26 protein-coding genes and 1 pseudogene are annotated in these 26,567 nt (G+C 66.4%); 16 read left to right on the top strand and 11 right to left on the bottom strand.

The window, feature by feature from the left end:
- Positions 1-6: 6 nt before the first annotated feature.
- From BST47_RS13395 to BST47_RS13385, 3 genes are all read right to left on the bottom strand, one after another.
- Positions 7-1,056, bottom strand: a complete 1,050-nt coding sequence (locus BST47_RS13395; RefSeq protein WP_083126009.1) for an NAD(P)-dependent alcohol dehydrogenase — start codon at positions 1,054-1,056, stop codon at positions 7-9.
- Positions 1,057-1,173: 117 nt separating this feature from the next.
- Complete coding sequence (locus BST47_RS13390; protein WP_083126168.1) at positions 1,174-1,449, bottom strand: YciI family protein; 276 nt, start codon at positions 1,447-1,449, stop codon at positions 1,174-1,176.
- A gap of 10 nt (positions 1,450-1,459) precedes the next feature.
- Positions 1,460-2,575 carry an iron-siderophore ABC transporter substrate-binding protein gene (locus tag BST47_RS13385; protein ID WP_083126008.1) on the bottom strand — a complete coding sequence of 372 codons (1,116 nt, stop codon included), beginning with the start codon at positions 2,573-2,575 and terminating at the stop codon, positions 1,460-1,462.
- A 160-nt stretch (positions 2,576-2,735) separates the two neighbouring features.
- Here BST47_RS13385 and ctaD point away from each other — a divergent pair, with 160 nt between their 5' ends.
- Together ctaD and serB are read left to right on the top strand one after the other, a co-directional pair.
- Positions 2,736-4,481, top strand: a complete 1,746-nt coding sequence (ctaD, locus tag BST47_RS13380; RefSeq protein ID WP_083126167.1) for an aa3-type cytochrome oxidase subunit I — start codon at positions 2,736-2,738, stop codon at positions 4,479-4,481.
- A gap of 37 nt (positions 4,482-4,518) precedes the next feature.
- Complete coding sequence (gene serB, locus BST47_RS13375) at positions 4,519-5,769, top strand: phosphoserine phosphatase SerB (RefSeq protein ID WP_207568598.1); 1,251 nt, start codon at positions 4,519-4,521, stop codon at positions 5,767-5,769.
- A 13-nt stretch (positions 5,770-5,782) separates the two neighbouring features.
- On the opposite strand, the gene BST47_RS13370 is transcribed toward serB, so the two are convergent.
- The 3 genes and pseudogenes from BST47_RS13370 to yczR form a co-directional block, all read right to left on the bottom strand.
- Positions 5,783-6,103 carry an EthD family reductase gene (locus BST47_RS13370; RefSeq protein ID WP_083126007.1) on the bottom strand — a complete coding sequence of 107 codons (321 nt, stop codon included), beginning with the start codon at positions 6,101-6,103 and terminating at the stop codon, positions 5,783-5,785.
- Positions 6,104-6,115: 12 nt separating this feature from the next.
- Positions 6,116-6,214 (bottom strand): annotated as a pseudogene (locus BST47_RS31760) (GMC oxidoreductase); the annotation flags it as partial.
- Positions 6,215-6,232: 18 nt separating this feature from the next.
- Positions 6,233-7,675, bottom strand: coding sequence for a MocR-like transcription factor YczR (yczR, locus tag BST47_RS13365; protein ID WP_083126006.1), 1,443 nt, complete (start codon positions 7,673-7,675; stop codon positions 6,233-6,235).
- Between the two features lie 12 nt (positions 7,676-7,687).
- Here yczR and BST47_RS13360 point away from each other — a divergent pair, with 12 nt between their 5' ends.
- From BST47_RS13360 to BST47_RS13325, 8 genes are all read left to right on the top strand, one after another.
- A complete protein-coding gene (locus BST47_RS13360; RefSeq protein WP_083126165.1) occupies positions 7,688-7,894 on the top strand; it encodes a hypothetical protein in 207 nt (68 codons plus the stop codon).
- Positions 7,891-8,634 carry a membrane protein YczE gene (gene yczE, locus BST47_RS13355; RefSeq protein ID WP_083126005.1) on the top strand — a complete coding sequence of 248 codons (744 nt, stop codon included), beginning with the start codon at positions 7,891-7,893 and terminating at the stop codon, positions 8,632-8,634. Before BST47_RS13360 ends, yczE begins: the two co-directional genes overlap by 4 nt.
- On the top strand, positions 8,592-9,434 hold the full coding sequence (locus BST47_RS13350; protein WP_083126004.1) for an ABC transporter ATP-binding protein: 843 nt from the start codon (positions 8,592-8,594) through the stop codon (positions 9,432-9,434). The genes yczE and BST47_RS13350 overlap by 43 nt, the downstream gene beginning before the upstream one ends.
- Positions 9,431-10,264 carry an NUDIX hydrolase gene (locus BST47_RS13345; protein ID WP_083126003.1) on the top strand — a complete coding sequence of 278 codons (834 nt, stop codon included), beginning with the start codon at positions 9,431-9,433 and terminating at the stop codon, positions 10,262-10,264. Before BST47_RS13350 ends, BST47_RS13345 begins: the two co-directional genes overlap by 4 nt.
- A complete protein-coding gene (locus BST47_RS13340) occupies positions 10,261-10,908 on the top strand; it encodes an enoyl-CoA hydratase (RefSeq protein WP_083126002.1) in 648 nt (215 codons plus the stop codon). The genes BST47_RS13345 and BST47_RS13340 overlap by 4 nt, the downstream gene beginning before the upstream one ends.
- A gap of 11 nt (positions 10,909-10,919) precedes the next feature.
- Positions 10,920-11,924 (top strand): class I SAM-dependent methyltransferase, encoded by a 1,005-nt coding sequence (locus BST47_RS13335; RefSeq protein ID WP_083126001.1) that lies wholly within the window; start codon positions 10,920-10,922, stop codon positions 11,922-11,924.
- Positions 11,882-13,084 (top strand): THUMP-like domain-containing protein, encoded by a 1,203-nt coding sequence (locus BST47_RS13330; protein WP_083126164.1) that lies wholly within the window; start codon positions 11,882-11,884, stop codon positions 13,082-13,084. The genes BST47_RS13335 and BST47_RS13330 overlap by 43 nt, the downstream gene beginning before the upstream one ends.
- 94 nt (positions 13,085-13,178) lie before the next feature.
- Positions 13,179-13,877: an esterase gene (locus BST47_RS13325; protein WP_083126000.1), complete on the top strand. Its 699-nt coding sequence runs from the start codon at positions 13,179-13,181 to the stop codon at positions 13,875-13,877.
- A gap of 7 nt (positions 13,878-13,884) precedes the next feature.
- Here the strand turns inward: BST47_RS13325 and BST47_RS13320 are convergent, their stop codons facing one another.
- Both BST47_RS13320 and BST47_RS13315 read right to left on the bottom strand, forming a co-directional pair.
- Entirely contained in the window at positions 13,885-15,432 is a 1,548-nt protein-coding gene (locus BST47_RS13320; RefSeq protein WP_083125999.1) for an alanine/glycine:cation symporter family protein, read from the bottom strand.
- A 134-nt stretch (positions 15,433-15,566) separates the two neighbouring features.
- On the bottom strand, positions 15,567-16,865 hold the full coding sequence (locus BST47_RS13315) for a BamB-related PQQ repeat family beta-propellar protein (protein WP_083125998.1): 1,299 nt from the start codon (positions 16,863-16,865) through the stop codon (positions 15,567-15,569).
- A gap of 90 nt (positions 16,866-16,955) precedes the next feature.
- Between BST47_RS13315 and BST47_RS13310 the strand changes: the two genes are divergently transcribed.
- Complete coding sequence (locus BST47_RS13310; protein ID WP_083125997.1) at positions 16,956-17,693, top strand: acyltransferase; 738 nt, start codon at positions 16,956-16,958, stop codon at positions 17,691-17,693.
- Between the two features lie 11 nt (positions 17,694-17,704).
- On the top strand, positions 17,705-19,018 hold the full coding sequence (locus tag BST47_RS13305) for a carboxylesterase family protein (RefSeq protein ID WP_107528949.1): 1,314 nt from the start codon (positions 17,705-17,707) through the stop codon (positions 19,016-19,018).
- Positions 19,019-19,025: 7 nt separating this feature from the next.
- Here BST47_RS13305 and BST47_RS13300 read toward each other — a convergent pair whose 3' ends face one another.
- From BST47_RS13300 to BST47_RS13290, 3 genes are read right to left on the bottom strand one after another with little or no spacing between them, the layout of a single operon-like run.
- The gene (locus BST47_RS13300; RefSeq protein ID WP_107528948.1) at positions 19,026-20,267 is read right to left on the bottom strand and encodes a glycosyltransferase family 4 protein; all 1,242 of its coding nucleotides are present in this window, start codon (positions 20,265-20,267) and stop codon (positions 19,026-19,028) included.
- Entirely contained in the window at positions 20,264-21,790 is a 1,527-nt protein-coding gene (locus BST47_RS13295; RefSeq protein WP_083125996.1) for a 1,4-alpha-glucan branching protein domain-containing protein, read from the bottom strand. The genes BST47_RS13300 and BST47_RS13295 overlap by 4 nt, the downstream gene beginning before the upstream one ends.
- On the bottom strand, positions 21,787-22,563 hold the full coding sequence (locus BST47_RS13290) for a class I SAM-dependent methyltransferase (protein WP_083125995.1): 777 nt from the start codon (positions 22,561-22,563) through the stop codon (positions 21,787-21,789). The genes BST47_RS13295 and BST47_RS13290 overlap by 4 nt, the downstream gene beginning before the upstream one ends.
- A gap of 195 nt (positions 22,564-22,758) precedes the next feature.
- Here BST47_RS13290 and BST47_RS13285 point away from each other — a divergent pair, with 195 nt between their 5' ends.
- The 4 genes from BST47_RS13285 (at position 22,759) to BST47_RS13270 (ending at position 26,522) form a co-directional block, all read left to right on the top strand.
- Complete coding sequence (locus BST47_RS13285; protein WP_083125994.1) at positions 22,759-23,553, top strand: electron transfer flavoprotein subunit beta/FixA family protein; 795 nt, start codon at positions 22,759-22,761, stop codon at positions 23,551-23,553.
- 53 nt (positions 23,554-23,606) lie between these two features.
- Positions 23,607-24,563, top strand: coding sequence for an electron transfer flavoprotein subunit alpha/FixB family protein (locus BST47_RS13280; RefSeq protein WP_083125993.1), 957 nt, complete (start codon positions 23,607-23,609; stop codon positions 24,561-24,563).
- A 262-nt stretch (positions 24,564-24,825) separates the two neighbouring features.
- Positions 24,826-25,686: a GNAT family N-acetyltransferase gene (locus tag BST47_RS13275; protein WP_083125992.1), complete on the top strand. Its 861-nt coding sequence runs from the start codon at positions 24,826-24,828 to the stop codon at positions 25,684-25,686.
- Positions 25,683-26,522: a lysophospholipid acyltransferase family protein gene (locus tag BST47_RS13270; protein ID WP_083125991.1), complete on the top strand. Its 840-nt coding sequence runs from the start codon at positions 25,683-25,685 to the stop codon at positions 26,520-26,522. The genes BST47_RS13275 and BST47_RS13270 overlap by 4 nt, the downstream gene beginning before the upstream one ends.
- Positions 26,523-26,567: the final 45 nt, after the last annotated feature.

The following is a 26,567-nucleotide window of genomic DNA, read 5'->3' as shown; positions in this document are numbered from 1 at the left end:
AGGTATCTAGCCGCGCAGTGACTCCGTATCGATCACGAACCGGTAGCGGACATCGCTGGCCAGCACCCGTTGGTACGCCTCGTTGATGTAATCCGGTGTGATGAGCTCGATTTCGGGCCGCACGTCACGCTCGGCGCAGAAGTTCAGCATCTCCTGCGTCTCGGCGATGCCGCCGATCATCGAACCCGCGAGCCGACGTCGCGCGCTGACCAGGAGCGGCGCCGACAGGGTCATGGGATGCTCGGGCATCCCGAGTTCCACCAAGGTGCCATCGGGCTTCAACAGGCCCAGATAGGCATTCAGATCGAGGTTCGCCGAGACCGTGTTGAGAATAAGGTCGAAGGAGCCGGCCAATGTTTCGAACGTCGTCGGATCGGACGTCGCGTAGTACTCGTCAGCACCCAACCGCAGACCGTCCTCCATCTTCTTCAGCGACTGGCTCAACACCGTTACCTTCGCGCCCATCGCATGCGCGAGCTTGACGCCCATATGGCCAAGGCCGCCGAGGCCGACGACCGCCACGCTGGTACCCGGGCCCGCATTCCAGTGTCGCAACGGCGAATACAGCGTGATGCCCGCGCACAGTAGCGGTGCGGCGGCATCCAGCGGCAAGCTGTCGGGGATGCTCAGTACGTAGTTCTCGTCGACGACGATCGCGCCGCTGTACCCGCCCTGCGTCGGCTCACCGTCACGGCCGATCGCGTTGTAGGTGCCCACCATGCCTGGGTTGGTGCAGTACTGCTCCTCGCCCGCGCGACAGCTGGGGCACTCCCGACAGCTGTCGACGAAGCAGCCGACGCCGACCCGATCGCCCACCTTGAACTTGGTCACGTCCGGACCGACCTCGGTCACGACACCGGCGATCTCATGGCCGGGCACGACCGGATAGTTCGGGGTACCCCACTCGGATTTCACGGTGTGGATGTCGGAGTGACAGATGCCGGCGAAATGGATGTCGAATGCCACGTCGTGCGGTCCGACGTTGCGACGTGTGATGGTGGTCTTGGTCAGCGGCTCGGTGGCCGACGTGGCGGCGTATGCGGAAACTGTGGTCATGAAAACGGCCTTCCACCTTGGGTAATCACAAGAGAAATTCGCCGCGACAATGCGGCCTACCCTCAGGCAAACGGCTGAATCGACCTCGATCTTCCCGCCGAAACTGTGAGTTAGTTCCTACAGTCCTGGAGCACGGAAGGCCCCGTTGAACGCCAATTGCTCATACCGAGCCACCTCGGCGGCCGTGTAGGGATCGTGGTCGACGATGGACTGCGCCTCCTCGGCGCTGAGGTCGCCTGTGATCAGGATTGCCCCGGACTCGTCCTCCAGGCGCCCCGCCAGCACGATGCGGCCGGCGGCAACCTCGCCCTTCAGCCACTCCAGATGGGCGGGCCTGGTCTCGTTGACGACGTCGGGCGGTTGCAGATAGGTGGACTTCAAGATGTGGAACATCTGCGCCACGCTAATTGATCGGAGCGTTGATCCACGGAAGGTCCGCGAGGATTCCGCGGGCGGCGACAATGCCTTCGCCGGTCTGCCACACCTCGTTGTTGACCGCGAAGATCCGGTTGTCGCGGTTGGCCGACAGCTTCCGCCACGCATCGCTTTCCATCACGCGCGGCGCCCGCTCTTTGGCCGCGGGGGAGTCGAACGAGAGGTAGACGATGTCGCCGTCGGCCGCGGAGAAGTCGGGCGAGTTGTCCAAGTCGGTGTCGGTGATACCGATCTCGATGAACGGTTTGTCTTTGAACCGTTGTGCCGCAGGACGATCGACGCCGACGGCTCCCAGCACACTGCCCGGGAAGTTGTCCGTGCCATACACTCGCGCCGTCGTCTCGGTGAACTGGACGACCGACGCCTGAAAATGGGTGGCGTCGTTCTCGGCGCCGATCTTGTCGGCAGCCACTTCGAAGCCATCGATGAGCCCGTTCACCGCGTCGAGGCGACCGGTGGCTTCGCCGACCGTCCGCATGTTGTCCTGCCACGCGCCGCCGGGTGGGCCGCTGAACACCGTGGGGGCGATCGCCGACAGCTCACCGAAATCGTCGGGCGTCTGTGCCTGCGAGCCGAGGATCAGGTCGGGGTTCGCGGCCTTGATCGCATCGATATCGGGTGCGCTGCGGGAGCCTGCCCCGGGCACGTCGTGGATGACCTTGCCCAGATACGACGGTTGGCTGCTGGAGCCGTCGGGGAGCGCGGCGGCCACGATGCGCGTCTGCAGACCGAGCGCGCACAACGTGTCGAGCTGGTCGCCGGAGAGCACCACGATGCGCTGCGGATCCGCCCGCACCTCGGATTCACCCGCCGCATGGCGGACCCGGCGGTCCGGTGGTCCGGGGTCGACGGGTGTGGGCTCGGGTGCACAAGATTCGTCTGGCCTGCGCTGATTGCCGAGTACACCCGCGCTGGCGATCTTCGTGGTGCTCGTGACGACGGATTGCTGGCCGGGGGCTGGGGCGGCGTTTCCGCCCAGCGACCCGCAGCCGGTGACAACGGTGATCGTGAGCCCGGCCGCGATCGCCGCCGACCCCAACGATCGAGCAGCCACGAGGCCGGCGCGGGGTCCGCTGATCAGCACGCCGCCGACGGTAACATCCGAGCACCTCGTGGCAGGTCAGCCCGTGTCGCGAATCATTTACGACAGTTTGTAGGACCACCACGACTTCCGGGTACACCGGGCGCTAGGATTCATCAGTGAAGACCGCCGGGATTTCCCGACTGGATGTTTGGAGGAACTGTTGGTAGCCGAAGCGCCCCCAATAGGAGAACTCGAGGCTCGCCGTCCGTTCCCGGCTCGGATGGGCCCCAAGGGCAACCTGGTCTACAAGCTGATCACCACCACCGATCACAAGCTGATCGGCATCATGTACTGCGTCGCCTGCTTCATCTTCTTCTTCATCGGCGGGCTGATGGCGCTGTTCATGCGCACCGAACTGGCGATGCCCGGCCTGCAGTTCCTCTCCAACGAGCAGTACAACCAGCTGTTCACCATGCACGGCACGGTGATGCTGCTGTTCTACGCCACCCCGATCGTGTTCGGGTTCGCCAACCTGGTGCTGCCGCTGCAGATCGGCGCACCCGACGTGGCGTTCCCGCGCCTGAACGCCTTCTCGTTCTGGCTGTTCCTGTTCGGCGCGCTGATCGCGATCGCTGGCTTCATCACCCCCGGCGGCGCCGCCGACTTCGGCTGGACCGCCTACTCGCCGCTGACCGACGCGATCCACTCGCCAGGCGCGGGCGGTGACCTGTGGATCATGGGCCTGGCCGTCGGTGGTCTCGGCACCATCCTTGGTGGCGTCAACATGATCACCACCGTGGTCTGCATGCGCGCACCGGGCATGACCATGTTCCGGATGCCGATCTTCACCTGGAACATCCTGGTGACGTCGATCCTGGTGCTGATCGCGTTCCCGATCCTGACCGCCGCGCTGTTCGGCCTCGCCGCCGACCGCCATCTCGGTGCCCACATTTACGACCCGGCCAACGGCGGAGTGTTGTTGTGGCAGCACCTGTTCTGGTTCTTCGGGCATCCCGAGGTGTACATCATCGCGCTACCGTTCTTCGGCATCGTGACCGAGATCTTCCCGGTCTTCAGCCGCAAACCGGTGTTCGGTTACACCACCCTGATCTACGCGACGTTGTCGATCGCGGCGCTGTCCGTGGCGGTGTGGGCGCACCACATGTACGCGACCGGCGCCGTGCTGCTGCCGTTCTTCAGCTTCATGACGTTCCTCATCGCCGTGCCGACCGGTATCAAATTCTTCAACTGGATAGGCACGATGTGGAAAGGGCAGTTGACCTTCGAAACACCGATGCTCTTCTCGGTGGGGTTCCTCGTCACCTTCCTCCTCGGTGGTCTGTCGGGCGTGCTGCTGGCCAGCCCGCCGCTGGACTTCCACGTCACCGACTCCTACTTCGTCGTCGCACACTTCCACTACGTGCTCTTCGGCACGATCGTGTTCGCGACCTACGCGGGCATCTACTTCTGGTTCCCGAAGATGACGGGCCGACTGCTCGACGAGCGGTTGGGCAAGCTGCACTTCTGGTTGACCTTCATCGGGTTCCACGTGACGTTCCTGGTCCAGCACTGGGTGGGTGACGAGGGCATGCCGCGCCGGTACGCCGACTTCCTGCCGTCGGACGGCTTCACCACGCTCAACGTCGTCTCCACGATCGGTTCGTTCATCCTCGGCATCTCGACGATTCCGTTCGTGTGGAACGTGTTCAAGAGCTGGCGCTACGGCGAGCCGGTCACGGTCGATGATCCGTGGGGTTACGGCAACTCGCTGGAGTGGGCCACCAGCTGCCCGCCGCCGCGCCACAACTTCACCGAGCTTCCCCGGATCCGTTCGGAGCGGCCCGCTTTCGAGCTGCACTATCCGCACATGGTGGATCGGATGCGCGCCGAGGCGCACGTGGGTCGCGCACACGGGCCGGAGGACGGTGACGTGACGCGACTGGACGACGAGAACGTTCGCACCTGACGGGATTGCAGGTCTACCGGGGGTGAATGGGCGAAAGGTGGCTCCACCCATCGGATTTTCGCGCAAGCGCTCATCGGTGTTGATCACCGTCACCGGTCCGGATCAACCAGGTGTGACGTCGGCGCTTTTCGAGGTCCTGTCACGGCACAAAGTCGAGCTTCTCAACGTCGAACAGGTTGTCATTCGCTCTCGACTGACGCTGGGCGTACTGGTCGCGGGTCCTGACGAGGTCGCCGGTGGCGCTGCGCTGCACGACGAGGTGCGCTCGGCGGTCCAGGGATTCGGCTTGGATGTCACGATCGAGCCCAGCGATGGGCTACCCGTGCTGCGGGAACCGTCCACCCACACCATCGTCGTGCTCGGGCGTCCGATCAGCGCCGAGGCCTTCGGCGTCGTGGCCCGTGAAGTCGCGGCGTTGGGCGTCAACATCGACTTCATCCGCGGGGTCTCCGACTACCCGGTCACCGGCTTGGAGCTACGGGTATCGGTGCCCGCCGGGAATACATACGCGCAACTTCAGGCCGCGATGGCGCGGGTGGCGGTCAACGAGGGTGTGGACATCGCGCTCGAGGACTACAGCCTTTCGCGACGGGCCAAGCGGCTCATCGTCTTTGATGTCGACTCGACGCTGATCCAGGGTGAGGTCATCGAGATGCTCGCCCGCCGGGTCGGCGCCCACGCGGCGGTCGCCGAAATCACCGAGGCGGCCATGCGAGGCGAGTTGGACTTCACCGAGTCGTTGAACCGTCGGGTCGCCACGTTGGCCGGCCTACCCGCCAACGTGCTGGAGGAGGTCGGCGAGCAGATCGAGCTGACACCGGGTGCGCGGACGACGCTACGGACGTTGCGGCGCTTGGGCTTTCACTGCGGAATCGTGTCCGGCGGCTTCCGCCAGGTCATCGAACCGCTGGCGCATGAGCTCGAGATGGATTTCGTCGCGGCCAACGAGCTCGAGATCGTTGACGGAAAACTGACCGGTCGGGTCGTGGGGCAGATCATCGATCGGCCAGGCAAAGCCAAGGCGCTACGCGACTTCGCCCACCAGGCCGGGGTGCCGATGGAGCAGACGGTGGCCGTCGGTGACGGCGCCAATGACATCGACATGCTCACCGCCGCCGGCCTGGGTGTGGCGTTCAACGCGAAACCGGCGTTGCGCGAAGTCGCCGACGCGTCGATCAGCCACCCGTACCTGGACACGGTGCTTTTCATCCTGGGCATCACCCGCGGGGAGATCGAGGCCGCCGACGCACGCGACGGCCTCATGCGACGCGTCGACATCCCCGACTGAGCGCTTCCGAGCGTCACACGGCCCGAACCTCGATGTCTGACATGAGCACCCGCACGCCCCCGGTTGCCAGCCGGCTCAAGGCGTCGAAGAAGCCCTGCGCCTCAGGCGTGGTGACCGCTACGCATGCGCTGTCGTAATCCGGGAAGTACAGGTCAATGCAGCGGTAGGCCGGCGTCGGGCTGCCGTCCTCTTTGGGCCATACCTTCGAGGCCTCGAGGCGAAGGTGGCCGGGAATTCGTCGGGCGGCCTCCAGTTGTTCGACCTGGTAAGCCGATTCGAATTCCTCAGGGTTGGTGGGGTTGTCGTAAATAACGGTGAGTTTGGTTTCCGACATGTGTTTCCTTTCTCAGGCCGCGTGGGCGTCCTTGATCATTTGCGCGGCGCGCTCGCCGATGATGATGCAGGGGGCCATCGTATTGCCGGTGGTGACTCGGGGCATGATCGACGGCCCACGGATGGCGGCTTAGACGACGACGGTCGTCGGCTCCGGCGCTGCCGAACCGGTGATGCTGTGCCACGCACGGGCCAGCAATTCGATGGCCTCGGCGAGCTGCTCCTCGGGCAGCGCGTACGGGATGCGCACGAATCGTTCCAGCGTCCCGTCGACCCCGAAGCGCGGCCCCGCGGGCAGTTCGAGGCCCAGCCGCGAGGCGGCCGCCGACAGCGCGGTGCTCATCGGCGCGGGCAGGCGCACCCACAGCGACATGCCGCCGACTCCTGTGCCGGGTTCCCAGTCGGGTAGGTGACGACTCAGCAGCGACTGCAGCAGGGCGCGACGGGTCCGCAGGATCTCGCGGCGCTCAGGCAGGATTTCCTCGCGGGAGCCGAGAAGCCTTGCCGCGGCGAATTGTTCGAGCACCGGGGTGCCCATGTCGATCGATGGCCGCAGCGCAGCGATCGTCGCGATGGTGGCGCGCTCGGCGCGGATCCAGCCGACGCGCAATCCACCCCAGAACGACTTCGACATCGAGCCGACAGTCATGACCAGGTCGCGTCGCGTCGTCATGAACGCCGCCAGGGGAGTCGGCATCGGCTCGTTCAGCCACATGTCGAGGATGGTCTCGTCGATGATCGTGCGGGTACGTGTCTCGGCGATGATGCGGGCCAAGCGTTTCCGGTCCTCCACCGGCATGGTGAGCCCAGTGGGGTTCTGGTTGTCCGGGATGAAGTACGCAAGGTTCGGCGCGAGCTGGTGGACCGCCGCCTGCACGGCGTCTAGCTCCCAGCCGGCGTCGGTCATCGCGACCGGGACCGGTCGCGCCCCTGCGGTGGTGATGGCGGACAGTGCGCCGTGATAGGTGGGCTGCTCGACCAGCACGCGGTCGCCCGGCTGCACGTACGTCGTCAGGATCAACGAGATCGCGTGCAGCGCCCCCGTCGTCACCAACACCTCGTCGGGATCGGTGGGAAGGCCACGCTCGCAATATCTTTCAGCGATCGCCTGACGCAGCGTGCTCACCCCGACGAGTTCATGTCCCGGTTCGTGCAGGTACGGCGTGACGTCGCGGGTGGCGTCGACGAACGCCTCCATGACGGCTGCGGCGGGAGCGGACAGGGCGGCCGCGGCCAGACTCAGTGCGGTCGGCAAGGCGACGTTCCTGACCGGGGGCGCGACCGGCAGTGCCGTTGTGCTTCTGGCCCCTCGACGAGCGTTGAGATAGCCGTCCTCGCGAAGTTGTGTGAACGCGGCGGTGACCGTCGTGCGCGAAACCCGCAGCGCATCGGCGAGTGTGCGCTCGCTGGGCAGTCGTGCGCCGACCGGTACCCGGCCGTCGATGATCAGCAACCGGATCGCGTCGGCCAGTCCCTGGTAGGCGGGTCCACTTTGACTGGACGTGCGCCAATTGCCCAGTTCGCGGGCCAAGAGGTCCACATCGAGCGCTCGGGCAGCCATTTCTACTGTCATTTGCAAGCCAGTATGCGCCAACTGGCTATTGATGAGCAAGCCAGTCGGCTGGATTATCGACTTGTGAGAATGAATTGGCTATCAAAACTGGGCCGTGAACTGGCGAGGATGTTCAGCTGGCAGGCGCCGGCCGGATGCGTTGATTTCCTCGACCGCGACGCCGAACGCATGGCGCGCGAAGTGGAGCTCATCCGCATGCGCTTCCCGCATCACTCGTGACGGGCGCGCTGACGCGAGGGTCGCTGCGCGGTACGGCGCTGCTGGTCGGCCTCGCCGGTTACGGCTTGTCGATGGCGATGATGGTGCGCTCGGAGCTGGGACTCGACCCCTGGGATGTGTTCCATCAGGGGTTGGCCGTGCACACGGGCATGACGATCGGCATCGCGTCGGGGGTGGTCGGCGTCGCCGTGTTGCTGGCGTGGATACCGCTGCGGAACCGGCCCGGAATCGGCACCATCGCCAATGTCATCGTCATCGCTGTCACTGTCGACCTCGGTCTGCTGCTGATCCAGGTGCCGACGTCGACGCCGGCGCGCATCGCGATGATGGTCGGCGCCGTCGTTCTCAACGCGTTCAGCACGGTGCTCTATGTCGGGGCCGGGCTCGGTCCCGGTCCCCGCGATGGCCTGATGACTGGACTGGTCGTGCGAACTGGCCTGTCGGTGCGATTGGTCCGTACGTCCATCGAGGCGACCGTGCTGGCGATCGGATGGCTGCTCGGTGGCACGGTCGGCGTCGGCACCGTGCTCTACGCGTTCGGCATCGGTCCGCTTGTGCAATTCTTCGTGCGCATCACGCCTAAGCGTGTTCTTGCCGTCAGCGGCTGGGCCAACGTCGCGCAGGCCAGCGAATTGGGCGCGCGAACAGTCCGCAGCGGTGCGTCAGCGCGCCGAATTCGCCACACTACGATGGGCAGGTGCCAGTCGTCGAAGGAGATACAGCCGACCCCGACCTGCTGATCGACTTCGCCAAGGTGTCGCTGCGCCGAGGCGGCCAGGTTCTGGTGGGGCCCATCACGTGGTCGGTCGAACTCGACGAACGCTGGGTGGTCATCGGCCCCAACGGTGCGGGTAAGACGTCACTACTGCGAATCGCCGCCGCGATGGAGCATCCGTCCTCGGGCACAGCGCTGGTTCTCGGTGAGCGCCTCGGCAGGACCGACATGGCAGAGTTGCGGTCCCGCGTCGGGTTGAGCAGTTCCGCGCTTTCGCAGCGGGTGCCCGACGATGAGGTGGTCCGCGACCTGGTCGTGTCGGCCGGATATTCGGTGATGGGCCGGTGGCGGGAGCGCTACGACGACATCGACTACGAGCAGGCGATAGACATGCTCGAAAGCGTCGGCGCCGAGCATCTCGCCGAACGCGCCTACGGCACCCTGTCCGAGGGGGAGCGCAAGCGCGTGCTGATCGCGCGGTCGATGATGACCGATCCCGAATTGCTTCTGCTCGATGAGCCCGCGGCGGGCCTCGATCTCGGCGGTCGCGAAGACCTCCTTGCGCGGCTGGAGGACCTGGCTCTCGACCCGGATTCTCCGGCGCTGGTGCTCGTCACCCACCACGTCGAGGAGATCCCGCGCGGCTTCTCCCACGGCCTGATCCTGTCGGAGGGCAAGGTCGTCGACTCCGGCCTGCTTCCCGACGTCTTGACCGCCGAGAATCTGTCCACGGCGTTCGGCCAGTCGATCCTTCTCGAGAACGCCGACGGACGCTACTTCGCGCGACGGGCCAGAAGCCGCGCGGCGCACAGGAGGCGAGCATGACCGAAGATCCACTGGTCCCGAGACCGGCCGCGACGGTCATGCTCGTCCGCGATACCGCGGCCGGAATCAAGGTTTTTCTGATGCGGCGGCACTCGGCGATGGACTTCGTCGCCGGCGTGATGGTGTTCCCGGGCGGTGGCGTCGACGACCGCGACCGCAATGCCGAGATCGCGTGGTACGGGCCCGAACCCGCCTGGTGGGCGGAACGATTCGGCGTCGCGCCCGATCTGGCCGAGGCGCTGGTGTGCGCCGCGGCGCGGGAGACCTTCGAAGAGTCCGGTGTGTTGTTCGCCGGGCCTGCCGACGATCCCGATGGGATCGTGAGTGACGCATCGATCTACGGCGACGCCCGGACGGCGCTGGCGAATCACTCGCTGTCGTTCGCCGATTTCCTGCGTGGCGAGAAGCTAGTGCTGCGCGCGGATCTGCTTCGCCCGTGGGCGAATTGGGTGACGCCCAAGGAGGAGCGCACCCGACGCTACGACACCTACTTCTTCGTGGGTGCGCTACCGGAGGGCCAGCGCGCCGACGGTGAGAACACCGAAACCGATAGAGCGTTCTGGAGCACCCCGCAGGCCGGTCTCGACGAGTTCGCCGAGGGCAAATCGTTCCTGCTTCCGCCCACGTGGACGCAGCTCGATTCACTCAACGGGCGCACAGTCGCCGAAGTGCTTGCCGTGGACCGCAAGATCGTGCCGGTCGAGCCGCATCTTGCGGCCGATACGGACACAGGCAACTGGGAGATCGAGTTCTTCAACAGCGACCGGTACAACGCCGCACGCAACCGTCGCGCGCCCGACGGCTACAGCCGGGACATACCGTCGGCATGAACGAGTTCGTATCCGTCCACACCAACGAGCAGCACCCGGGCATCGCGACGCTGCTGCTGTCCCGACCGCCGACCAACGCCCTCACCCGGCAGGTGTACCGCGAGCTCGAAGCGGCCGCGGCGGAAATCGGCGGTCGCGAGGACGTCCGCGCCGTCATCGTCTTCGGTGGCCACGAGATCTTCTCCGCCGGTGACGACGTGCCCGAGCGGTCGCTGCTCAACAGCGCCGAATCCGCAGAGGCGGCCCGGGTGTGCCGGGGCGCGGTCGACGCGCTCGCTGCGATCCCGAGGCCGACGGTCGCCGCGATCACGGGGTACGCGCTGGGCGGGGGACTGAACCTGTCGCTGGCCGCGGACTGGCGGGTGGCCGGCGACAACGTCAGGTTCGGGGTGACCGAGATTCTGGCCGGACTGGTGCCCGCGGGCGGCACGTCGCGGCTGGTCAGCACGGTCGGCCTGTCCAAGGCCAAGGACATGGTGTTCAGCGGGCGGTTCATGGATGCCAAGGAGGCGCTGGCACTGGGCCTGATCGACGAGATGGTCGCGCCCGACGGCGTATACGACGCGGCCCTGGCGTGGGCGCAGCGGTTCGTCGAACACCCAGCTCAGGTACTGGCTGCCGCCAAGGCCACGTTCGACCTTTAGGCTGCCCTCTTATGAGCTTTGAGGAATCTGACACTGCCTCTAATGTCGCCGCTGACGCGGCTCCGGTCCCCAATCCGCACGCCACCGCGGAGCAGGTCGAGGCGGCCCGCCACGACTCCAAGCTCGCCCAGGTGCTGTACCACGACTGGGAAGCCGAGTCGTACGACGACAAATGGTCCATCTCCTACGACAAGCGCTGTGTCGACTACGCCCGCGATCTGTTCGACGCGACGGTGCCCGAGGAAGAGCTGCGCAACTTGCCCTACGACCGTGCCCTCGAGCTCGGCTGCGGTAGCGGTTTTTTCCTCCTCAACCTGATCCAGGCCGGGGTGGCGCGCCGCGGCTCGGTCACCGACCTGTCGCCGGGCATGGTGAAGGTGGCTCTGCGCAACGGCGAGAACCTCGGCCTCGAAATCGACGGCCGGGTCGCCGACGCGGAAGGCATTCCGTACGACGATGACACCTTCGATCTCGTCGTCGGCCACGCCGTGTTGCATCACATCCCGGATGTCGAGTTGTCGCTGGGTGAGGTCGTGCGGGTGCTCAAGCCCGGCGGCCGGTTCATCTTCGCGGGCGAGCCGAGCAACGCCGGTGAGAACTACGCGCGGCCGTTGTCGACGTTGACGTGGCGCGCGGTGACGAACCTGACGAAACTGCCGGGGTTGTCGAGCTGGCGCCGCCCGCAGGAGGAGCTCGACGAGTCCTCACGAGCGGCCGCGCTGGAAGCGATCGTCGACTTGCACACCTTTTCGCCCGGCGACTTGGAGCGCATGGCACACAGCGCCGGCGCCGTCGAGGTATCGACTGCCACAACAGAATTCACCGCTGCGATGCTCGGCTGGCCGTTGCGCACGCTGGAGGCCGCGGTGCCGCCCGGCCGGCTGGGTTGGGGCTACGCGAAATTCGCCTTCAACAGCTGGATCGCGTTGAGTTGGGTTGACAACAACCTGTGGCGGCAGGTCGTCCCCAAGGGCTGGTTCTACAACGTGATGGTCACCGGGGTCAAGCCGTCGTAGATTTTTCGCTCGACGACGTCGAGTACCTGTGCAGCGCCGTCGGGAAGCTGGCGCTGCGCGACGTCGCTGACCTGCGGCTCACCGATGCCACATTGGTCGCCGATATCGCCACGGCGCGTAAGCGTTTCGGTGAATGGTCCGCTGTTCTGGTGGAAACAACGCTCTTGCGGCGCAGGGCCGCGGCGAAGTTCGACGATCCCGGAGACTGGCTGTTCACCGACGAGGCGCTGCAGCAGGCGACGGCGCAGCGCGTCGCCGTTCACCGGGCCCGACGCTTGTCCGGCGCGGTGGTGCACGATGCGACGTGTTCCGTCGGCACCGAACTTGCCGCGCTGCGAAACTGCGCGGCCGCTCTCGTCGGTAGCGATCTCGACCCGGTCCGGTTGGCGATGGCGCGGAACAACGTCGTGGACGTGGATGTGTGCCGGGCCGACGCGCTGCGGCCGATCACCGCCTCTGGTGTCGTCCTGCTCGACCCGGCGCGCCGCAGCGGCGGACGGCGCCGGTTCGATCCGCGGGATTACACCCCGGGACTCGATGCGCTGCTCGACGTGTACCGCGACCGGGATATCGCCGTAAAGTGCGCGCCGGGAATCGATTTCGACGGGATCAAGCAACTGGGTTTCACCGGTGAAATCGAGGTGACGTCGGTGGGCGGCGGTGTGCGCGAAGCGTGCCTGTGGTCGACGGGACTGGCGGCGCCCGGCGTGACCCGCCGAGCCAGCATGCTCGACACGGGGGAGGAGATCACCGACGCCGACCCCGACGACTGCACAGTCGCGCCGGCCGGTCGATGGATTGTCGATCCCGACGGTGCGGTTGTCCGCGCGGGCCTGGTGCGCCATTACGGCGCCAGACATGATCTGTGGCAACTCGATGCCGAAATCGCCTACCTGTCCGGTGATCGGTTGCCGACCGGGGTTCGTGGTTTCGAGGTGCTCGAGGAGCTGGGCTACAGCGAACGCCGCCTGCGTCAGGCGCTTTCGGGCCGCGACGTGGGCGCAGCCGAAATCCTGGTCCGTGGTGTCGATGTCGATCCCGACGCGCTGCGGCAGCGGCTCAGACTGCGCGGTACGCAGGCGGTCTCGGTGGTGATCACCCGCCTCGGTGCTGGGGCCGCAAGCAGGGCAACGGCATTCATCTGCCGCCCCTCTCGCTGAATTTCTGCCGTTTCGGCCGTCCGCGTAAAGTCCACGTACCCTGACAGTGATGCACCGGCGGTCGAGCCGGAGCCGGCTGCGAGGACGTCCAACGATGCGCATTCTCAAGGTGGCGGCCGCCGTCATGGCGGCCAGCGCCGTTGCCGGCATCATCGGCACTCCGACAGCGATGGCTCAGTCGGCGTGCGCCGAGTTGGGCGGTACCGTCGGCCCGGACCAAACCTGTCGGGTGCACGCCGAAAACGACACCTACCTCCTGGACTTCACCTTCCCGGCGCAGTACCCGGATCAGCGGGCGGTGGCCGACTACCTGACGCAGGCGCGCGTCGGCTTCGTCAACGTCTCGGAGATGCCCGGGTCCCGCGGTCTGCCTTATGTACTCGACGCCAAGGGCACCGGCTACCGTTCGGGATTGCCCTTGCTCGGCACTGAGAGCTTGGTGTTCGAGGTGTACCAGAACGTCGGTGGCGCGCGACCGCAGACCTATTACGAGTCGTTCAACTGGAACCTCGCCACCAAGGCGCCCATCACGTTCGACTCGCTGTTCAAACCGGGCACCAAACCTCTTGACGTCATCTACCCCGCGGTGAACGACGACCTGTTCAAGACGCAAGGGGTGCTGAACGCGATACCGCAGAGCGTGGGACTCGATCCGGCCAATTACCAGAACTTCGCGCTGACCGATGACAAGGTGCTGTTTTTCTTCAGCCAGGGCCAGATGCTCGCGGAATCGGCGGGACCGGTCCAGGCGTCGGTGCCGCGGGCGGCTCTCGCGCCGATGCTGGCGCTCTAGGCTGCGGTCACGTTCGCGCGGGCTCGCGGTCCTTGCCGGTGGCGGGGTCGTAGTTCTCCCAGAAGGTGGCGTTCTTGATGTCCAGGGCTCGCGGGTCGAACACCGGATCCAGCCCCGCCCTCTTCTGCTTCTCGTAGTCCCAGAGTGCGCGGTAGGCAGGTTGCTGCAGGATGATGATGCCGATGATGTTCAGCCACGCCATCAGGCCGACGCCGATGTCACCCAGCGTCCACGCGTCCGATGCGGTCGACACCGCGCCGATGGTCACCGAGACCAGGATCAGTGCCTGCAGCAACATCGTAGTGTTCGACCCGATCGTGCCCCGGATATACGGGACGTCGACGGTGTTGGCCTTGCCCAGCAGGAATCGCAGGTTGGTCTCGGCCATGTAGTAGTAGGCGATGATCGTGGTGATGCAGAAGAACGCCAGCGATATCGCGATGAAGCTCGCTCCTGCGCCGTTCCAGAGGGTGTCGAAACCAATCTGCGCGAACGTCGGGCCGACCTCGGCGTCGGCGGGCAGGATCGAACCGCCTTCGCGAATGACCGCACCGTCGGCACTCTCGCCCTCGAACACCCGGTAGGCCCCGGTGGACAGGATCAGGAAGCCGGTGGCCGTGCAGATGAACAGCGTGTCGATGTACACGGCGAATGCCTGCACCAGGCCCTGCTTGGCCGGATGCGAGACCTCGGCGGCGGCCGCGGCGTGCGGACCGGTGCCCTGGCCCGCCTCGTTGGAGTAGATGCCGCGCTTGACGCCCCACATCACCGCGGAGCCGATGATCGCGCCGAACGCCGAGTCGAGCCCGAACGCGCTGGAGAAGATCAGCGAGATCAGGCCAGGGATCTCGCCGGCGTTGAGCAGCACGATGATCAGGGCAAGGACGATGTAAACGACGGCCATGAACGGCACCACGACCGACGCGAAGGTCGCGATCCGCTTGACCCCGCCGATGATGACGAACGCCAGCACGATAACGATGCCGACGGCCACCCACCACTTGGACCAACCCCAGGCGGAGTTCATCGCCGAGGCCATCGAGTTGGACTGGACGCTGGGCAGCAGCAGGCCCATCGCCAGGATGGTGACCGCGGCGAAGACGTAGCCGTACACCTTCATCGCGGGCGCTGCGGCGGTGTTCGCGAACGCTCGACTGAGGTAGTAGGCGGGCCCACCGCGATACTCGCCGGTGAGTGGATCGCGGGTCTTGTAGATCTGGCCCAGCGTGCATTCGACGAACGAGGTCGATGCGCCGAGGAACGCGACCGTCCACATCCAAAACAGCGCCCCCGGGCCTCCGAACGCGATCGCCGTCGCGACACCGGCGATGTTGCCGGTGCCGACCCGGCCGGCCAGCGACATCGTCAAAGCCTGGAACGAGGAGACACCCGACGGTGACTTCTCACCCTTGAGCATCAGCCGAATCATCTCGGGGACCTGACGGACCTGAACGAAGCGGGACCGCACGGAGAAGTACAGGCCCGCTGCGAGGCACAGGTAGACCAGCGCGTTGCTCCAGACGTAACCGTTTACCGTCGTGAGGAATTCGGACAAGGTTGCCTCCCTGGCGCTGTTGGAAAGTGCGACGTCCGGGATGGTGGCATGCCTGTGGCCGCGGGCTGTTACGAAGCGGTGACAGTGTTGTTAGGCCGCGATAGGCGGTCGGTTTCGCGCGACGAACGGTCGTGCTAAGCCGGCGCGAATCCGTACACGCGGCCTTCGCTTGTCGCGGTGACGACGCGGCGGTCATGTCCGATGGAGACACCAACGGGCCAGCCGCCCGCGTTGGGCAGGGGATAGCGGTTGAGGGTGCGGCCGTCTGCCGGGTCGAACACGAGCAACGCCTGACCGCTTTCCCCGTCGCGTGCGACGGCGTAAGCCGTATGTGCGCCGGACTGACTCGATGTCGTCAGCGGTGCGACGTCATCGCGGGTCCACACCACCTCGCCCCCGTCACCGGAATCCCTGATGCCCATCAGCTTCGCGCCGGGTCCACCGCCGGCCACGATCAGCCCGTCGGGTGACACCGACGGCGGCGTCTGCGCCAGATAGTCCAGTGGGACCGACCATTTCGGTTCGCCGTTGTCGGTGTTGATCGCCCACAGGTGTTCGTCGCGTCCGTTGACGTACACGGTCGATCCGTCCGTGGACAGCACCGGGCTGGCGATCGGACCGCCGCCGACAGCGTCGCTGGTCCACTCGCGCGTGAGCATCGGGTTCTGTCCCTGGCGGTAGCGCAACCCGACAAGAACGGGAGCGTCGGTGTCCGGCTCCCACAGGCTGAGCACGACGCTTCCGGTCTGCTCCGCGAAGGCCGGTGCGGCCGCCACCGGGCAGCGCGAACGGGCAGGTCGACAGTCGGCGAGTCCGCGCTCGGGATCCTTGGGGTCGACACCGGCGACGAGATCCATGGGAGATCCGTCGACCACACCCTTCTGGGCGTCGAACACGAGCACCTGGCCCAGGTGCGTGACCACCAGGAGATGCCCCGGAGCCAGGATCCGCGGCGTGGTCGGCATCCCGATGACGGGTTGACGCCAGCGGATCCACTGCGTCGGCGGGAACGAGAGCATTGCGCCGGGCTGACCGACGTAGAGGTTGTCGAAGCCATCAAAAAGAGCACTGGAGAGAGGTCCTCCAGGCCCCGGCCCCTGCGCCAAGCGGGTGCACCAGCGCTGCCGGGCACGATTGTCGGTCTCCCACACCATCAGCGAGCAGCCCGACGGAGTTTGCGCGTTCACGGCCAGGTAGCTGCCGGATCCCAGCGCGACCGAGGCGGCGAGTTCGCCCTTGACCGAGCGCGTCCACTCCAGCCGTAACCCGTCGGCGCCCGCGGTCGATTCGTAGCTGCTGTTGCGGGCGTCGCCGTACTGGGCGGGCCAGCCCGACGCGGGATGGGACTCGACCCAACTGTCGGTGTTCCCGCACCCCGCCAATGCGGCCGTGATCAGCACTGTTGACGCCAGCACGATCGATCGCCGGAACACTACGCCCTTTCGGTTTCGTTCAAGATGGCCTTGGAAGTCCCAGTGAGGGTAACCGTTCGGCGCCGGGCGGCTCGCGTAGGCTTTCCGGCCATGACGACGATGTGGGGCGCGCCGCTACACAAGCGGTGGCGGGGTTCGCGGCTGCGCGACCCGCGCCAGGCCAAGTTCCTCACCATGGCCTCGCTGAAATGGGTCATCGCCAATCGGGCCTACACGCCGTGGTACCTCGTGCGTTACTGGCGGTTGCTGAAGTTCAAGCTCGCCAATCCGCACATCATCACCCGCGGCATGGTCTTCCTCGGCAAGGGCGTGGAGATCCAGGCGACGCCGGAGCTGTCGACGATGGAGATCGGTCGCTGGGTGCACATCGGCGACAAGAACACGATCCGCTGCCACGAAGGCTCCCTGCGTTTCGGCGACAAGGTCGTCCTCGGCAGAGACAACGTGATCAACACTTATCTCGACATCGAGCTCGGTGACTCCGTGCTGATGGCGGACTGGGTTTATGTGTGCGACTTCGATCATCGGATGGACAGCGTCGAGCTGCCGATCAAGGACCAGGGCATCATCAAGGGACCGGTGCGCATCGGGCCCGACACCTGGGTCGCGACCAAGGTGACGATCCTGCGCAACACGATGATCGGCCGCGGCTGCGTGCTGGGATCGCACGCGGTGGTCAAGGGTGAGATCCCGGACTTCTCGATCGCCGTCGGCGCACCCGCGAAAGTCGTCAAGAACCGGAAGCTGTCCTGGGAGACCTCGGCGGCCCAGCGCGCCGAGCTTGCCGCCGCTCTGGCCGACATCGAGCGCAAGAAAGCCGCGCGCTAACGAACTCGCAGTTGTCGTTGCGGCGCGTCGACCTGTCGACGGGCCCTGCCCTCATCGAAGACGACGGTGTGCTGGTACGGGCGCGTGGTGTGCCTTACGCCAGCGCGAGCCGGTTCGTCTCGCCGACGTCGCCCACCCGCTGGGACGAACCCCGCGAGCTGACCGTGCGCGGGCCCGTGTGTCCGCAACTTCCGTCGCGGCTGTTGTTCGTAACGGGTCCGGTCACCGAGGGTCTGCAACACAGCGAAGATTGCCAGGTTCTCAGTGTCACCGCCCCCAGCGATGCTGACGGGCTGCCGGTGATGGTTTGGTTCCACGGCGGCGCCTATGTCTCCGGAAGCGGTGAGTCCCCGAACTACGACCCCGACGACCTCGTCGGCGAGGGACGCGTCGTGGTGGTTACGGTCAGCTACCGGCTCGGTATCTTCGGCTACTGCACCCCTCGTGGCGTGGACGAAGACAACCTCGGTCTGCGCGATCAACTGCTGGCGCTGCGGTGGGTGCACGACAACATCCCCGCATTCGGCGGTGACCCGGCGCGCGTCACGTTGTTCGGGCAGTCCGCAGGCGGTGACTCGGTGTACTCGCTGATGCTGTCGGAGGCCGCCGACGGTCTGTACTCGCGCGCGATCATCCAGAGCGCGCCGCTGGATATGCGTGAGGGCCGAGACGAGATGACGGCGGCGATGAGTGCCGCCGCCGCGGAATCGCTGGGCGACACAGACCCTTTCGCGGCCAGCGTCGAAGATCTGCATCGTGCCCAGGTCGCGGCCCTGGTGGCGGCGCAACCGTTCGGCCTCGTCAGCGGCATGGCATTTGGGCCGATGCTGGGTGTCGATCCCCTTCCGCCAGCAGGTGAAGTGAGCGCCCGGATCGCGCGCGTGGCGCGAAAGGTCGACCTGCTCGTCGGCTGCACCAGGCTCGACGCGGCCCCGTTCGTCGAGATCAATCCACGAGCGTCGCGGTTGCGCGCATTGGGACCGTTCGCGAGACCCGCCGCACGGGTGGCCTCGGCAACGATGACCCGTCAAATCTTCAGCGGGCCTGCAGGCCGGTTCGCCGATCGGTGGCGAAGCGAGGGGGGCCGCGCGTCGGTGTACCGGCTCGACTGGTCGCCTCGAGACGCGCCACTGGGTGCCTGCCACTGCATGGATCTGCCCTTGCTGCTGGGTACGGAGTCTGCGTGGGCGGGCGCGCCGATGCTTGGCCCGCACCGTAACCCGGTGGATCACGAACTGGCCGTTCGGATGCGCGCGCTGTGGAGTCGCTTCGCCTACCACGGTGTCGACGCCTTGGGCGCCGAGCGGCTGCGGCTAGGTGCTTGACGACGACCTAGCGGTCGGGCAGGGCGTGCTCGACGATGGGGCGGCGCCGATGAGGTTCGCGCTCGCCGCGCTTGGCGGCCACGTACACCTGGGCGGTCTCGTCTGCGACGGTGTGCCAGTCGAAGGCCGACGTGAGGCGTTCCCGTGCAGCGGTCGCCATGCACTGAGCGTAATCGGGGTCGTCGAGCACGCTGCGCACCGCCGCGGCCAGGCCGGCGATATCGCGCGGGGCGAACGACGTTCCGGTCTGACCGTCGATCACCGCTTCGCCCAGGCCGCCGACGTTGGACGTCACCAATGGAATACCCGTCGCGGCCGCCTCGAGAGCAACGATGCCGAACGGTTCGTAGTGGCTGGGCAGCACGGCGGCGTCGGCGGTGTGTAACAGTCGCACGAGTCGCTCGTGATCGAGATGGCCGACGAACGTTGCGGCCTTGAGCACCTTGTACTTTCGCGCCTGCTCGACGAGCCACCTCTGCTGCGTGCCGGTGCCCGCCACCGTCAACGTGGTACCGGGATGGGTGCGCCGGATGCGGGGCATCGCCGCGATCAGGTCGTGGATGCCCTTCTCGTATTCGAGGCGACCCACGAACACCAGGTGCGGCGGCCCGATCCTGGGACGCCGTTTCGCGAACGGCCAACGCGCGGCGTCGATTCCGTTTCGGATGACGCGGGTCTCGGCGAGACCCGGTCCGAACAATTCGGTAATCTCGTCGCTCATCGATGCCGAACACGTGATCAGTAAGTCAGATTCGTGTACCAGCCACGACTCGACGGCGTGCACCTGTCGGCTGATCGCTCCCGAGACCCACCCCGAATGCCTACCCGCCTCGGTGGCGTGGATGGTGGAGACGAGGGGGACGTCGAAGTATTCGGCCAGCGCGATCGCGGGATGCGCGACGAGCCAGTCGTGGGCGTGCACCACGTCGGGTCGCCATGGCTTGGCGCGGGGACCCTTGATGGCCAATCCCGTCCGGACCATCGCATGGCCCATCGCCAGCGTCCAGGCCATCATGTCGGTGCCGAAGTCGAACTCGTGCGGATCCTGCGCCGCGGCGACAACCCTTACGCCCTCGGCGATCTCGTCGGTTGACGGGTGCGTGCTGGGGTCCGTGCCGGACTGCCGGCGGCTGAGCACCACCACCTCGTGGCCGGCCTCGGCGAGCGCCGTTGCGAGGTGATGCACGTGCCGGCCGAGTCCGCCGATCACCACCGGCGGGTACTCCCACGACAGCATCAGGATCTTCACGGTCGTGGCAGTCTTCGCGCGTCGAGTGCGCCGAACAGGCCGTCCGCACGGTTCCATCCGTCGGCGAGTCGTTGTGCATGGTCGTGGCGGCCCGACGCCATCGCGACGGCGATCTCGCGGGTGGCGTGGGCGTGCAGGTGCGCGCGATACCGCGCATAATCCGCCGCCGAGTCCTTGCTGACCATGAATGGCCAGTCGCTGGAGACGGTCAGCAGCGTTTCTCGCAGGATCTGGTCGGCGACGAAGTTACGGGCCGGCGGGGTGTCCGTATCACCGAGCGCCTTGTCCACTGTCGTCAGTGCGGTGTCGACGACTTCGCTGTTCAACTGGACGAGGTCAGCCACCTGCTCGCCGGCCCACACCTGCCAGTCCTTGCCGGAACCCCAAGAGCTTGGCGGCAATTCGACTGGGGAACCCACGAAACCGTCCGCGATGGCGTCAGACAGGGTGCCGACCCGAACCCCGGCCTCGGGTAGCGCCCGCAACACCCGCTCCAGCCAGACGGGCCCCTCGTACCACCAATGCCCGAACAACTCGGTGTCGAAAGCCGCGATCACGTGTGCGGGCCTGCCGATCCGCTCGCTCTCGTTGACGAGGCGCCGGCGCACATGCGAGACGAAGTCGGCGACATGACCGTCGACTGTGCTGTCCGCACGGTCCGGGTCGTACGGCGCCTTCGCGTCGGAGTCGACGTTGCGGCCGGTGACGCGTGCCGGTTTCAGGCCCGTCGTGTGGTCGTAGGTATGAAAGTCGCGGTACGCGGCGTGGCCGGGATAGCCGGACTTCGGTGACCACACCCGATAGCTGACCTGCAGGTCACGGCCGAACGCCACCACATTCGACGAACCGACCGGCCGACCCAACGCGGTGTCCCCGTGCAGTGACGGCCCGTCGACCATGAAATGGCCGATACCCGCTGCGGCATAATCGATTTCCATCCCCGGCGCATAGGCGCATTCCGGCGCCCAAATTCCGGCGGGCGTATGGGCGAACCGCTGGTGGGCGTCGGCGAGTCCCTCCCTCAAGGCGAACTCGCGCAGTCGCGGATTCAACAGCGGCTGGAACGGATGTGACAGCGGTCCGCCGAGCAGTTCGATGGCCTCGGCATCGACGAGCTCGCGCAACAGCGGGCTGCCGCCGTGCGCCCACAGTGTCGAAAAGTCGTCGAGTGCGCGCTCGGCTTCGGCCCGCTCGCGAACACCGAACTGCCGCAGCGGATCACCGAGCGTCGTCGCCTCGAGGGCGCGCAGGCCCCAGTTCGCCAGCCAGTGGTTCATCCCGGTCAGGCAGTAGGGGTCGTCGAGCTGTGCGGTGACGACCGGCGTCATGCCTAGCGTCACCAAATGGCGGCGGTCCTCGGCGGCCAGCGTGCGCAGGACACGCATCAGCGGGACGTAGGCCGCCGCCCACGATTGATAGAGCCACTCTTCGCCGACGGGCCAGCGTCCGTGATGGGCCAGCCAGGGCAGGTGGGTGTGCAGTACCAGGGTGAAGAGCCCGGGGACGGGCTCATTCGCTGTCACGGCCGCACCGCGATCGCCACCAGATCCAGGCTGTCGTCGATATCGCGGTCGCCGTCCTCGGCGTCGACGAGGTCGAAGTCCGCAGTCGTCACGGATGCCACGTCATCGAGCAGATCAGTGGGCCACGGTGCGTCCGCGAGCGCACGCGCGATCTGGGCGTCGATGATCGATCCACCGTGGCGGCCGTCGAGCTCGAGCAGCCTCGGCCCGTGGAACACGCCCAGCATCGACTCCACCGAAAAGCCCTCGCCGGAGAGCAGTTCGGACAACTCGACGGCATTGAGTTCCCGGGTGTGGAACGGGTTGATCGGGGTGTCGCGGCCGGGGGAGAAGGTGATCCGGTTCGGTGTCGACATCAACAGCACTCCGCTGGGGCGCAGCACGCGCAGACATTCCGCAACGAATCGCCCTTGATCCCAGAGATGTTCGATCACCTGGAAGTTGACCACCACGTCCACCGCTGCGTCGGCAAGCGGGAGCTCAGCCAGGTTTCCCTGGCGCATGTCGATTCGCGGGTACCGGGCGCGGACGTGCGCGACAGCGGAGTCGTCGTAGTCGAGGCCGATGACAGTGTTCGCGACATCGGCGATCAGATCGGCGCCGTAGCCCTCGCCGCAGCCGGCTTCGAGGACGTCGCGATCCGCGCAGAGACTGGCCAGCCGTTCATAGACGACTTCATGGCGGCGGAACCAGTAGTTCTCCTCCGCGAGGCCCGGAACCGTGCGTTCGCCGGTCAAGGGCAGGTTCGGACCATCGGTGACGAATGCGCTCATTGGAAGGCAGGCTAACGTGAAACGGCTCACTGGCGAACTGTTCACCGCCTACGTGCTGCTAGAACACAAACTTCGACCAGCTATGGTGTTCCTGCGAACCACCAAAAGTTACCCGCGAGTAACATGATGGTGATTGCTTGAAACGTGGTATTGCGGGCCGGTCATCGGCCCCTTCGAGGAGGACGAACCAGACTCATGACGAACATCGTGGTCCTGATCAAACAGGTCCCTGACACCTGGTCGGAGCGCAAGCTGTCCGACGGCGATTTCACCCTTGACCGTGAAGCGGCCGACGCCGTGCTCGACGAGATCAACGAGCGCGCCGTCGAGGAGGCGCTGCTGATCAAGGAGCGAGAAGGTGACGCAGGCGGAACTGTGACAGTGCTCACAGCCGGACCGGAGCGGGCGACGGAGGCAATTCGCAAGGCGCTGTCGATGGGCGCCGACAAAGCGGTGCACCTCGTGGACGAGGGCATGCACGGATCCGACATGGTCCAGACCGGGTGGGCCCTTGCCCGCGCGCTGGGCACGATCGAAGGCACGGAACTGGTCATCGCCGGTAATGAGGCGACGGACGGCGTCGGCGGCGCGGTGCCCGCGATCGTGGCCGAGTACCTGGGCCTGCCGCAGCTCACCCACCTGCGCAAGGTGGCGGTCGAGGGCGGCAAGGTCACCGGCGAGCGCGAAACCGACGACGGTGTCTTCACCGTCGAGGCGTCGTTGCCCGCCGTGGTCAGCGTCAACGAGAAGATCAACGAGCCGCGCTTCCCGTCCTTCAAGGGCATCATGGCCGCGAAGAAGAAGGAAGTCACGACGCTGACGCTGGCTGAGATCGGTGTCGAGGCCGATGAGGTGGGCGTTGCCAACGCCGGCACGAAGGTGAACGCGTCGACTCCGAAACCGCCGAAGACCGCGGGTGAGAAGGTCACCGACGAAGGTGAAGGCGGCGCGAAGGTTGCCGAGTACCTCGTCGCCCAGAAGATCATCTGAGCAGATCACTCCGAATTCCTCGCCTAATAGACCTAGAAAGACACTGAAGACCCATGGCTGAAGTACTTGTGCTCGTCGAGCACGCTGAAGGTGCCCCGAAGAAGGTCACCGCCGAACTGATCACTGCCGCACGTAAATTGGGCGAACCCGCCGCCGTTGTGGTGGGCAAGCCGGGCACGGCCGAAGGACTGACCGACGCCCTCAAGGCCGCCGGTGCGGCCAAGATCTATGTCGCCGAATCCGATGACGCCGACAACTACCTCATCACCCCGTACGTGGATGTGCTGGCCTCGCTCGTCGAGTCCGCCAGCCCGGCCGGTGTGGTGCTGGCCGCGTCCGCGGACGGCAAGGAGATCGGGGGCCGGCTGGCCGCGCGCATCGGTGCGGGTGTGCTGACCGACGTCGTGGAGGTCCAGGAGGGCGGCAAGGCCATCCACTCCATCTTCGGTGGCGCGTACACCGTCGAGGCCGAGTCCACCGGCGAACTGGCCGTCATCACCGTGCGCCCCGGTGCCATTGACGCCGAACCTGCCGACGGTGCGGGCGAGGTCGTCAGCGTCGAGGTTCCGGCGCAGGCCGAGAATGCCACGAAGATCACCAAGCGCGAACCGGCCGTGGCCGGCGACCGCCCGGAGCTCACCGAGGCCACCGTCGTGGTGTCGGGCGGCCGTGGTGTCGGCAGCGCCGAGAACTTCAATGTGGTCGAGGAGTTGGCCGACTCGCTCGGCGCCGCGGTCGGCGCGTCGCGTGCCGCGGTCGACTCCGGCTACTACCCGGGCCAGTTCCAGGTGGGCCAGACCGGCAAGACCGTGTCTCCGCAGCTGTACATCGCGTTGGGCATCTCGGGAGCGATCCAGCACCGCGCGGGTATGCAGACGTCAAAGACGATCATTGCGGTGAACAAGGACGAAGAGGCGCCGATCTTCGAGATCGCCGACCTCGGCATCGTCGGCGACCTGTTCAAGGTCGCGCCGCAGCTGACCGAGAAGGTCAAGGCTCGCAAGGGCTGACTCAGTAGAGCTCCGCAAAACCCCCGACGTGCTCTGCGGTCGGGGGTTTTGCTTTTGCGTTCGACTACGGACTTCAAGGGTGGTTCGCCTCGCGAGCGCAGCCCATTTTCCCGACAATGTCGCGTTTCTCGACAGCTGAGCCATCCTGGGCCGCCCAAATTTGTGTTTTTGCACACAGATGCGCCCAACTCGTCACCTAGCGCTCACGGACACGTCACACGCCCGATGCCGTACGGAGATGCAACCACGCGACCGTTCAGCCATGAGCAGAGCGTCTGTACTCATCGCCCCCGACGACATCGACACCCGCGCGTCATCCGGCTCCGCACTGCCGCGCTACAGCTTGTTGCTGTCCACCGACCCCGCGCTCATCGAATCCGCGCAGCGCCTCCGCCACGACGTGTTCACCTCCGAGCCCGGATTTGCGCTCGTCGGCGCCAGCCCGGAATTTCAGGCCGGCCTGGACGCCGATGGCTTCGACGAGCACTGCGATCATCTGCTGGTTCGCGAGGACAACTCCGGCGAAATCGTCGGCTGTTACCGGATGTTGCCGCCGCCCGGTGCCATCGCCGCCGGAGGCCTTTACACCGCAACTGAATTCGACGTCCAGGGCCTCGACGCACTGCGGCCCTCACTGGTCGAGATGGGCCGCGCCGTGGTTCGTGAGGATCACCGCAACGGCGGCGTCGTCCTGCTGATGTGGGCAGGTATCTTGGCCTACCTGGACCGCTGTGGCTACGACTACGTGGCCGGATGCGTATCGGTGGCGGTCGCCGGTGCTGAGGACAGCGCGCCCGGCAGTCAGATCCGTGGGGTGCGCGATTTCGTCCGCCACCGCCATGCCGCTCCCGCCGAATTCACGGTGTATCCGTACCGGCCGGTGACGGTCGACGGTAAGGGCCTGGACGACATCGATCCGCCCGCGCGGGTGTCCATACCGCCGCTGATGCGCGGCTATCTGCGGCTGGGCGCGCAGGTCTGCGGCGATCCGGCCCACGACCCGGAATTCGGCGTCGGCGACTTCCCGGCGCTGCTGGACAAACGCCGGGCCGACATCCGGTATCTCAAGCGCCTGAGGTCGGTGGGTGCGGCGAGCGCGATGGCAGCGGGGATGACGTCATGAGCGTCGACAGCCCCTGGCTGCCGCGCGCCACGTGCGACGCCAGTTGCGTAGCTGCGGCAGACGCGCCCGCCGGCCAGCGTGTGATCGTCGCGTGGCGCGTCGCGATACGCGCCACGTTCGCGTTCCTGCTTCTGGCCGCCGTTCCGCTGCTCGCCATTCCGGTACCGGGTCGCTCCCATGTGCAGCGAAGCTATTGCCGGCTGATGCTGCGCTGTCTGGGTGTGCGAATCACGGTGTCCGGCGGGCCGATTCGAAACCTGCAGGGCGTGCTGGTGGTCAGCGGCCATGTGTCGTGGGTCGACATCTTCGCGATCGGCTCGGTGTTGCCGGGCCGGTTCGTCGCCAAGTCCGAGATGATCAACTGGCCCGGGCTCGGGTTCCTGGCTCGGCTGATGAAAGTGATCCCGATCGACCGGGATAACCTGCGGCGCCTGCCCGACGTCGTCTCCATGATTGCCGCCCGGTTGCAGGCCGGACAGACGGTCGTCGCGTTCCCCGAGGGCACGACCTGGTGCGGCGTGGCGTACGGCCAGTTCCGGCCTGCGATGTTCCAGGCCGCCGTCGATGCGGGCAGGCCGGTTCAACCGCTGCGGCTGAGCTACCACGGTCGCGACGGCCAGCCGTCGACCATCGCCGCCTATGTCGGTGAAGACACGCTGCTCGCGTCCACCAAACGGCTCATCACCGCACAGCGCACCATCGTGCGCGTGCAGGTCGAATCTCTGCAGTTGCCGGGCACCGATCGCCGGGACCTGGCCAACCGCTGCGAATCGGCCGTGCGTGGGGACGCAACGCGTTCGGCACGCCGCGGACACGGTCACGCCTTGGTGGCCTGACCACGGGATCTGGCCGGCCGGTCAGAGGCCGCTACCATGGAACGG

The sequence above is a fragment of the Mycolicibacterium tusciae genome, from assembly GCF_002086795.1.
GTDB classification, from domain to species: domain Bacteria; phylum Actinomycetota; class Actinomycetes; order Mycobacteriales; family Mycobacteriaceae; genus Mycobacterium; species Mycobacterium tusciae.
Note: the sequence above shows the minus strand (reverse complement) of the source record. Positions and strands in the feature narration are given on the sequence as shown.

Coding starts and splice junctions, on each gene's coding strand:
- BST47_RS13395 (WP_083126009.1), bottom strand. CDS start 1,056: ATGACCACAGTTTCCGCATACGCCGCCACGTCGGCCACCGAGCCGCTG.
- BST47_RS13390 (WP_083126168.1), bottom strand. CDS start 1,449: ATGTTCCACATCTTGAAGTCCACCTATCTGCAACCGCCCGACGTCGTC.
- BST47_RS13370 (WP_083126007.1), bottom strand. CDS start 6,103: ATGTCGGAAACCAAACTCACCGTTATTTACGACAACCCCACCAACCCT.
- yczR (WP_083126006.1), bottom strand. CDS start 7,675: ATGACAGTAGAAATGGCTGCCCGAGCGCTCGATGTGGACCTCTTGGCC.
- BST47_RS13360 (WP_083126165.1), top strand. CDS start 7,688: ATGCGCCAACTGGCTATTGATGAGCAAGCCAGTCGGCTGGATTATCGA.
- BST47_RS13345 (WP_083126003.1), top strand. CDS start 9,431: ATGACCGAAGATCCACTGGTCCCGAGACCGGCCGCGACGGTCATGCTC.
- BST47_RS13340 (WP_083126002.1), top strand. CDS start 10,261: ATGAACGAGTTCGTATCCGTCCACACCAACGAGCAGCACCCGGGCATC.
- BST47_RS13335 (WP_083126001.1), top strand. CDS start 10,920: ATGAGCTTTGAGGAATCTGACACTGCCTCTAATGTCGCCGCTGACGCG.
- BST47_RS13325 (WP_083126000.1), top strand. CDS start 13,179: ATGCGCATTCTCAAGGTGGCGGCCGCCGTCATGGCGGCCAGCGCCGTT.
- BST47_RS13310 (WP_083125997.1), top strand. CDS start 16,956: ATGACGACGATGTGGGGCGCGCCGCTACACAAGCGGTGGCGGGGTTCG.
- BST47_RS13290 (WP_083125995.1), bottom strand. CDS start 22,563: ATGAGCGCATTCGTCACCGATGGTCCGAACCTGCCCTTGACCGGCGAA.
- BST47_RS13285 (WP_083125994.1), top strand. CDS start 22,759: ATGACGAACATCGTGGTCCTGATCAAACAGGTCCCTGACACCTGGTCG.
- BST47_RS13280 (WP_083125993.1), top strand. CDS start 23,607: ATGGCTGAAGTACTTGTGCTCGTCGAGCACGCTGAAGGTGCCCCGAAG.
- BST47_RS13275 (WP_083125992.1), top strand. CDS start 24,826: ATGAGCAGAGCGTCTGTACTCATCGCCCCCGACGACATCGACACCCGC.
- BST47_RS13270 (WP_083125991.1), top strand. CDS start 25,683: ATGAGCGTCGACAGCCCCTGGCTGCCGCGCGCCACGTGCGACGCCAGT.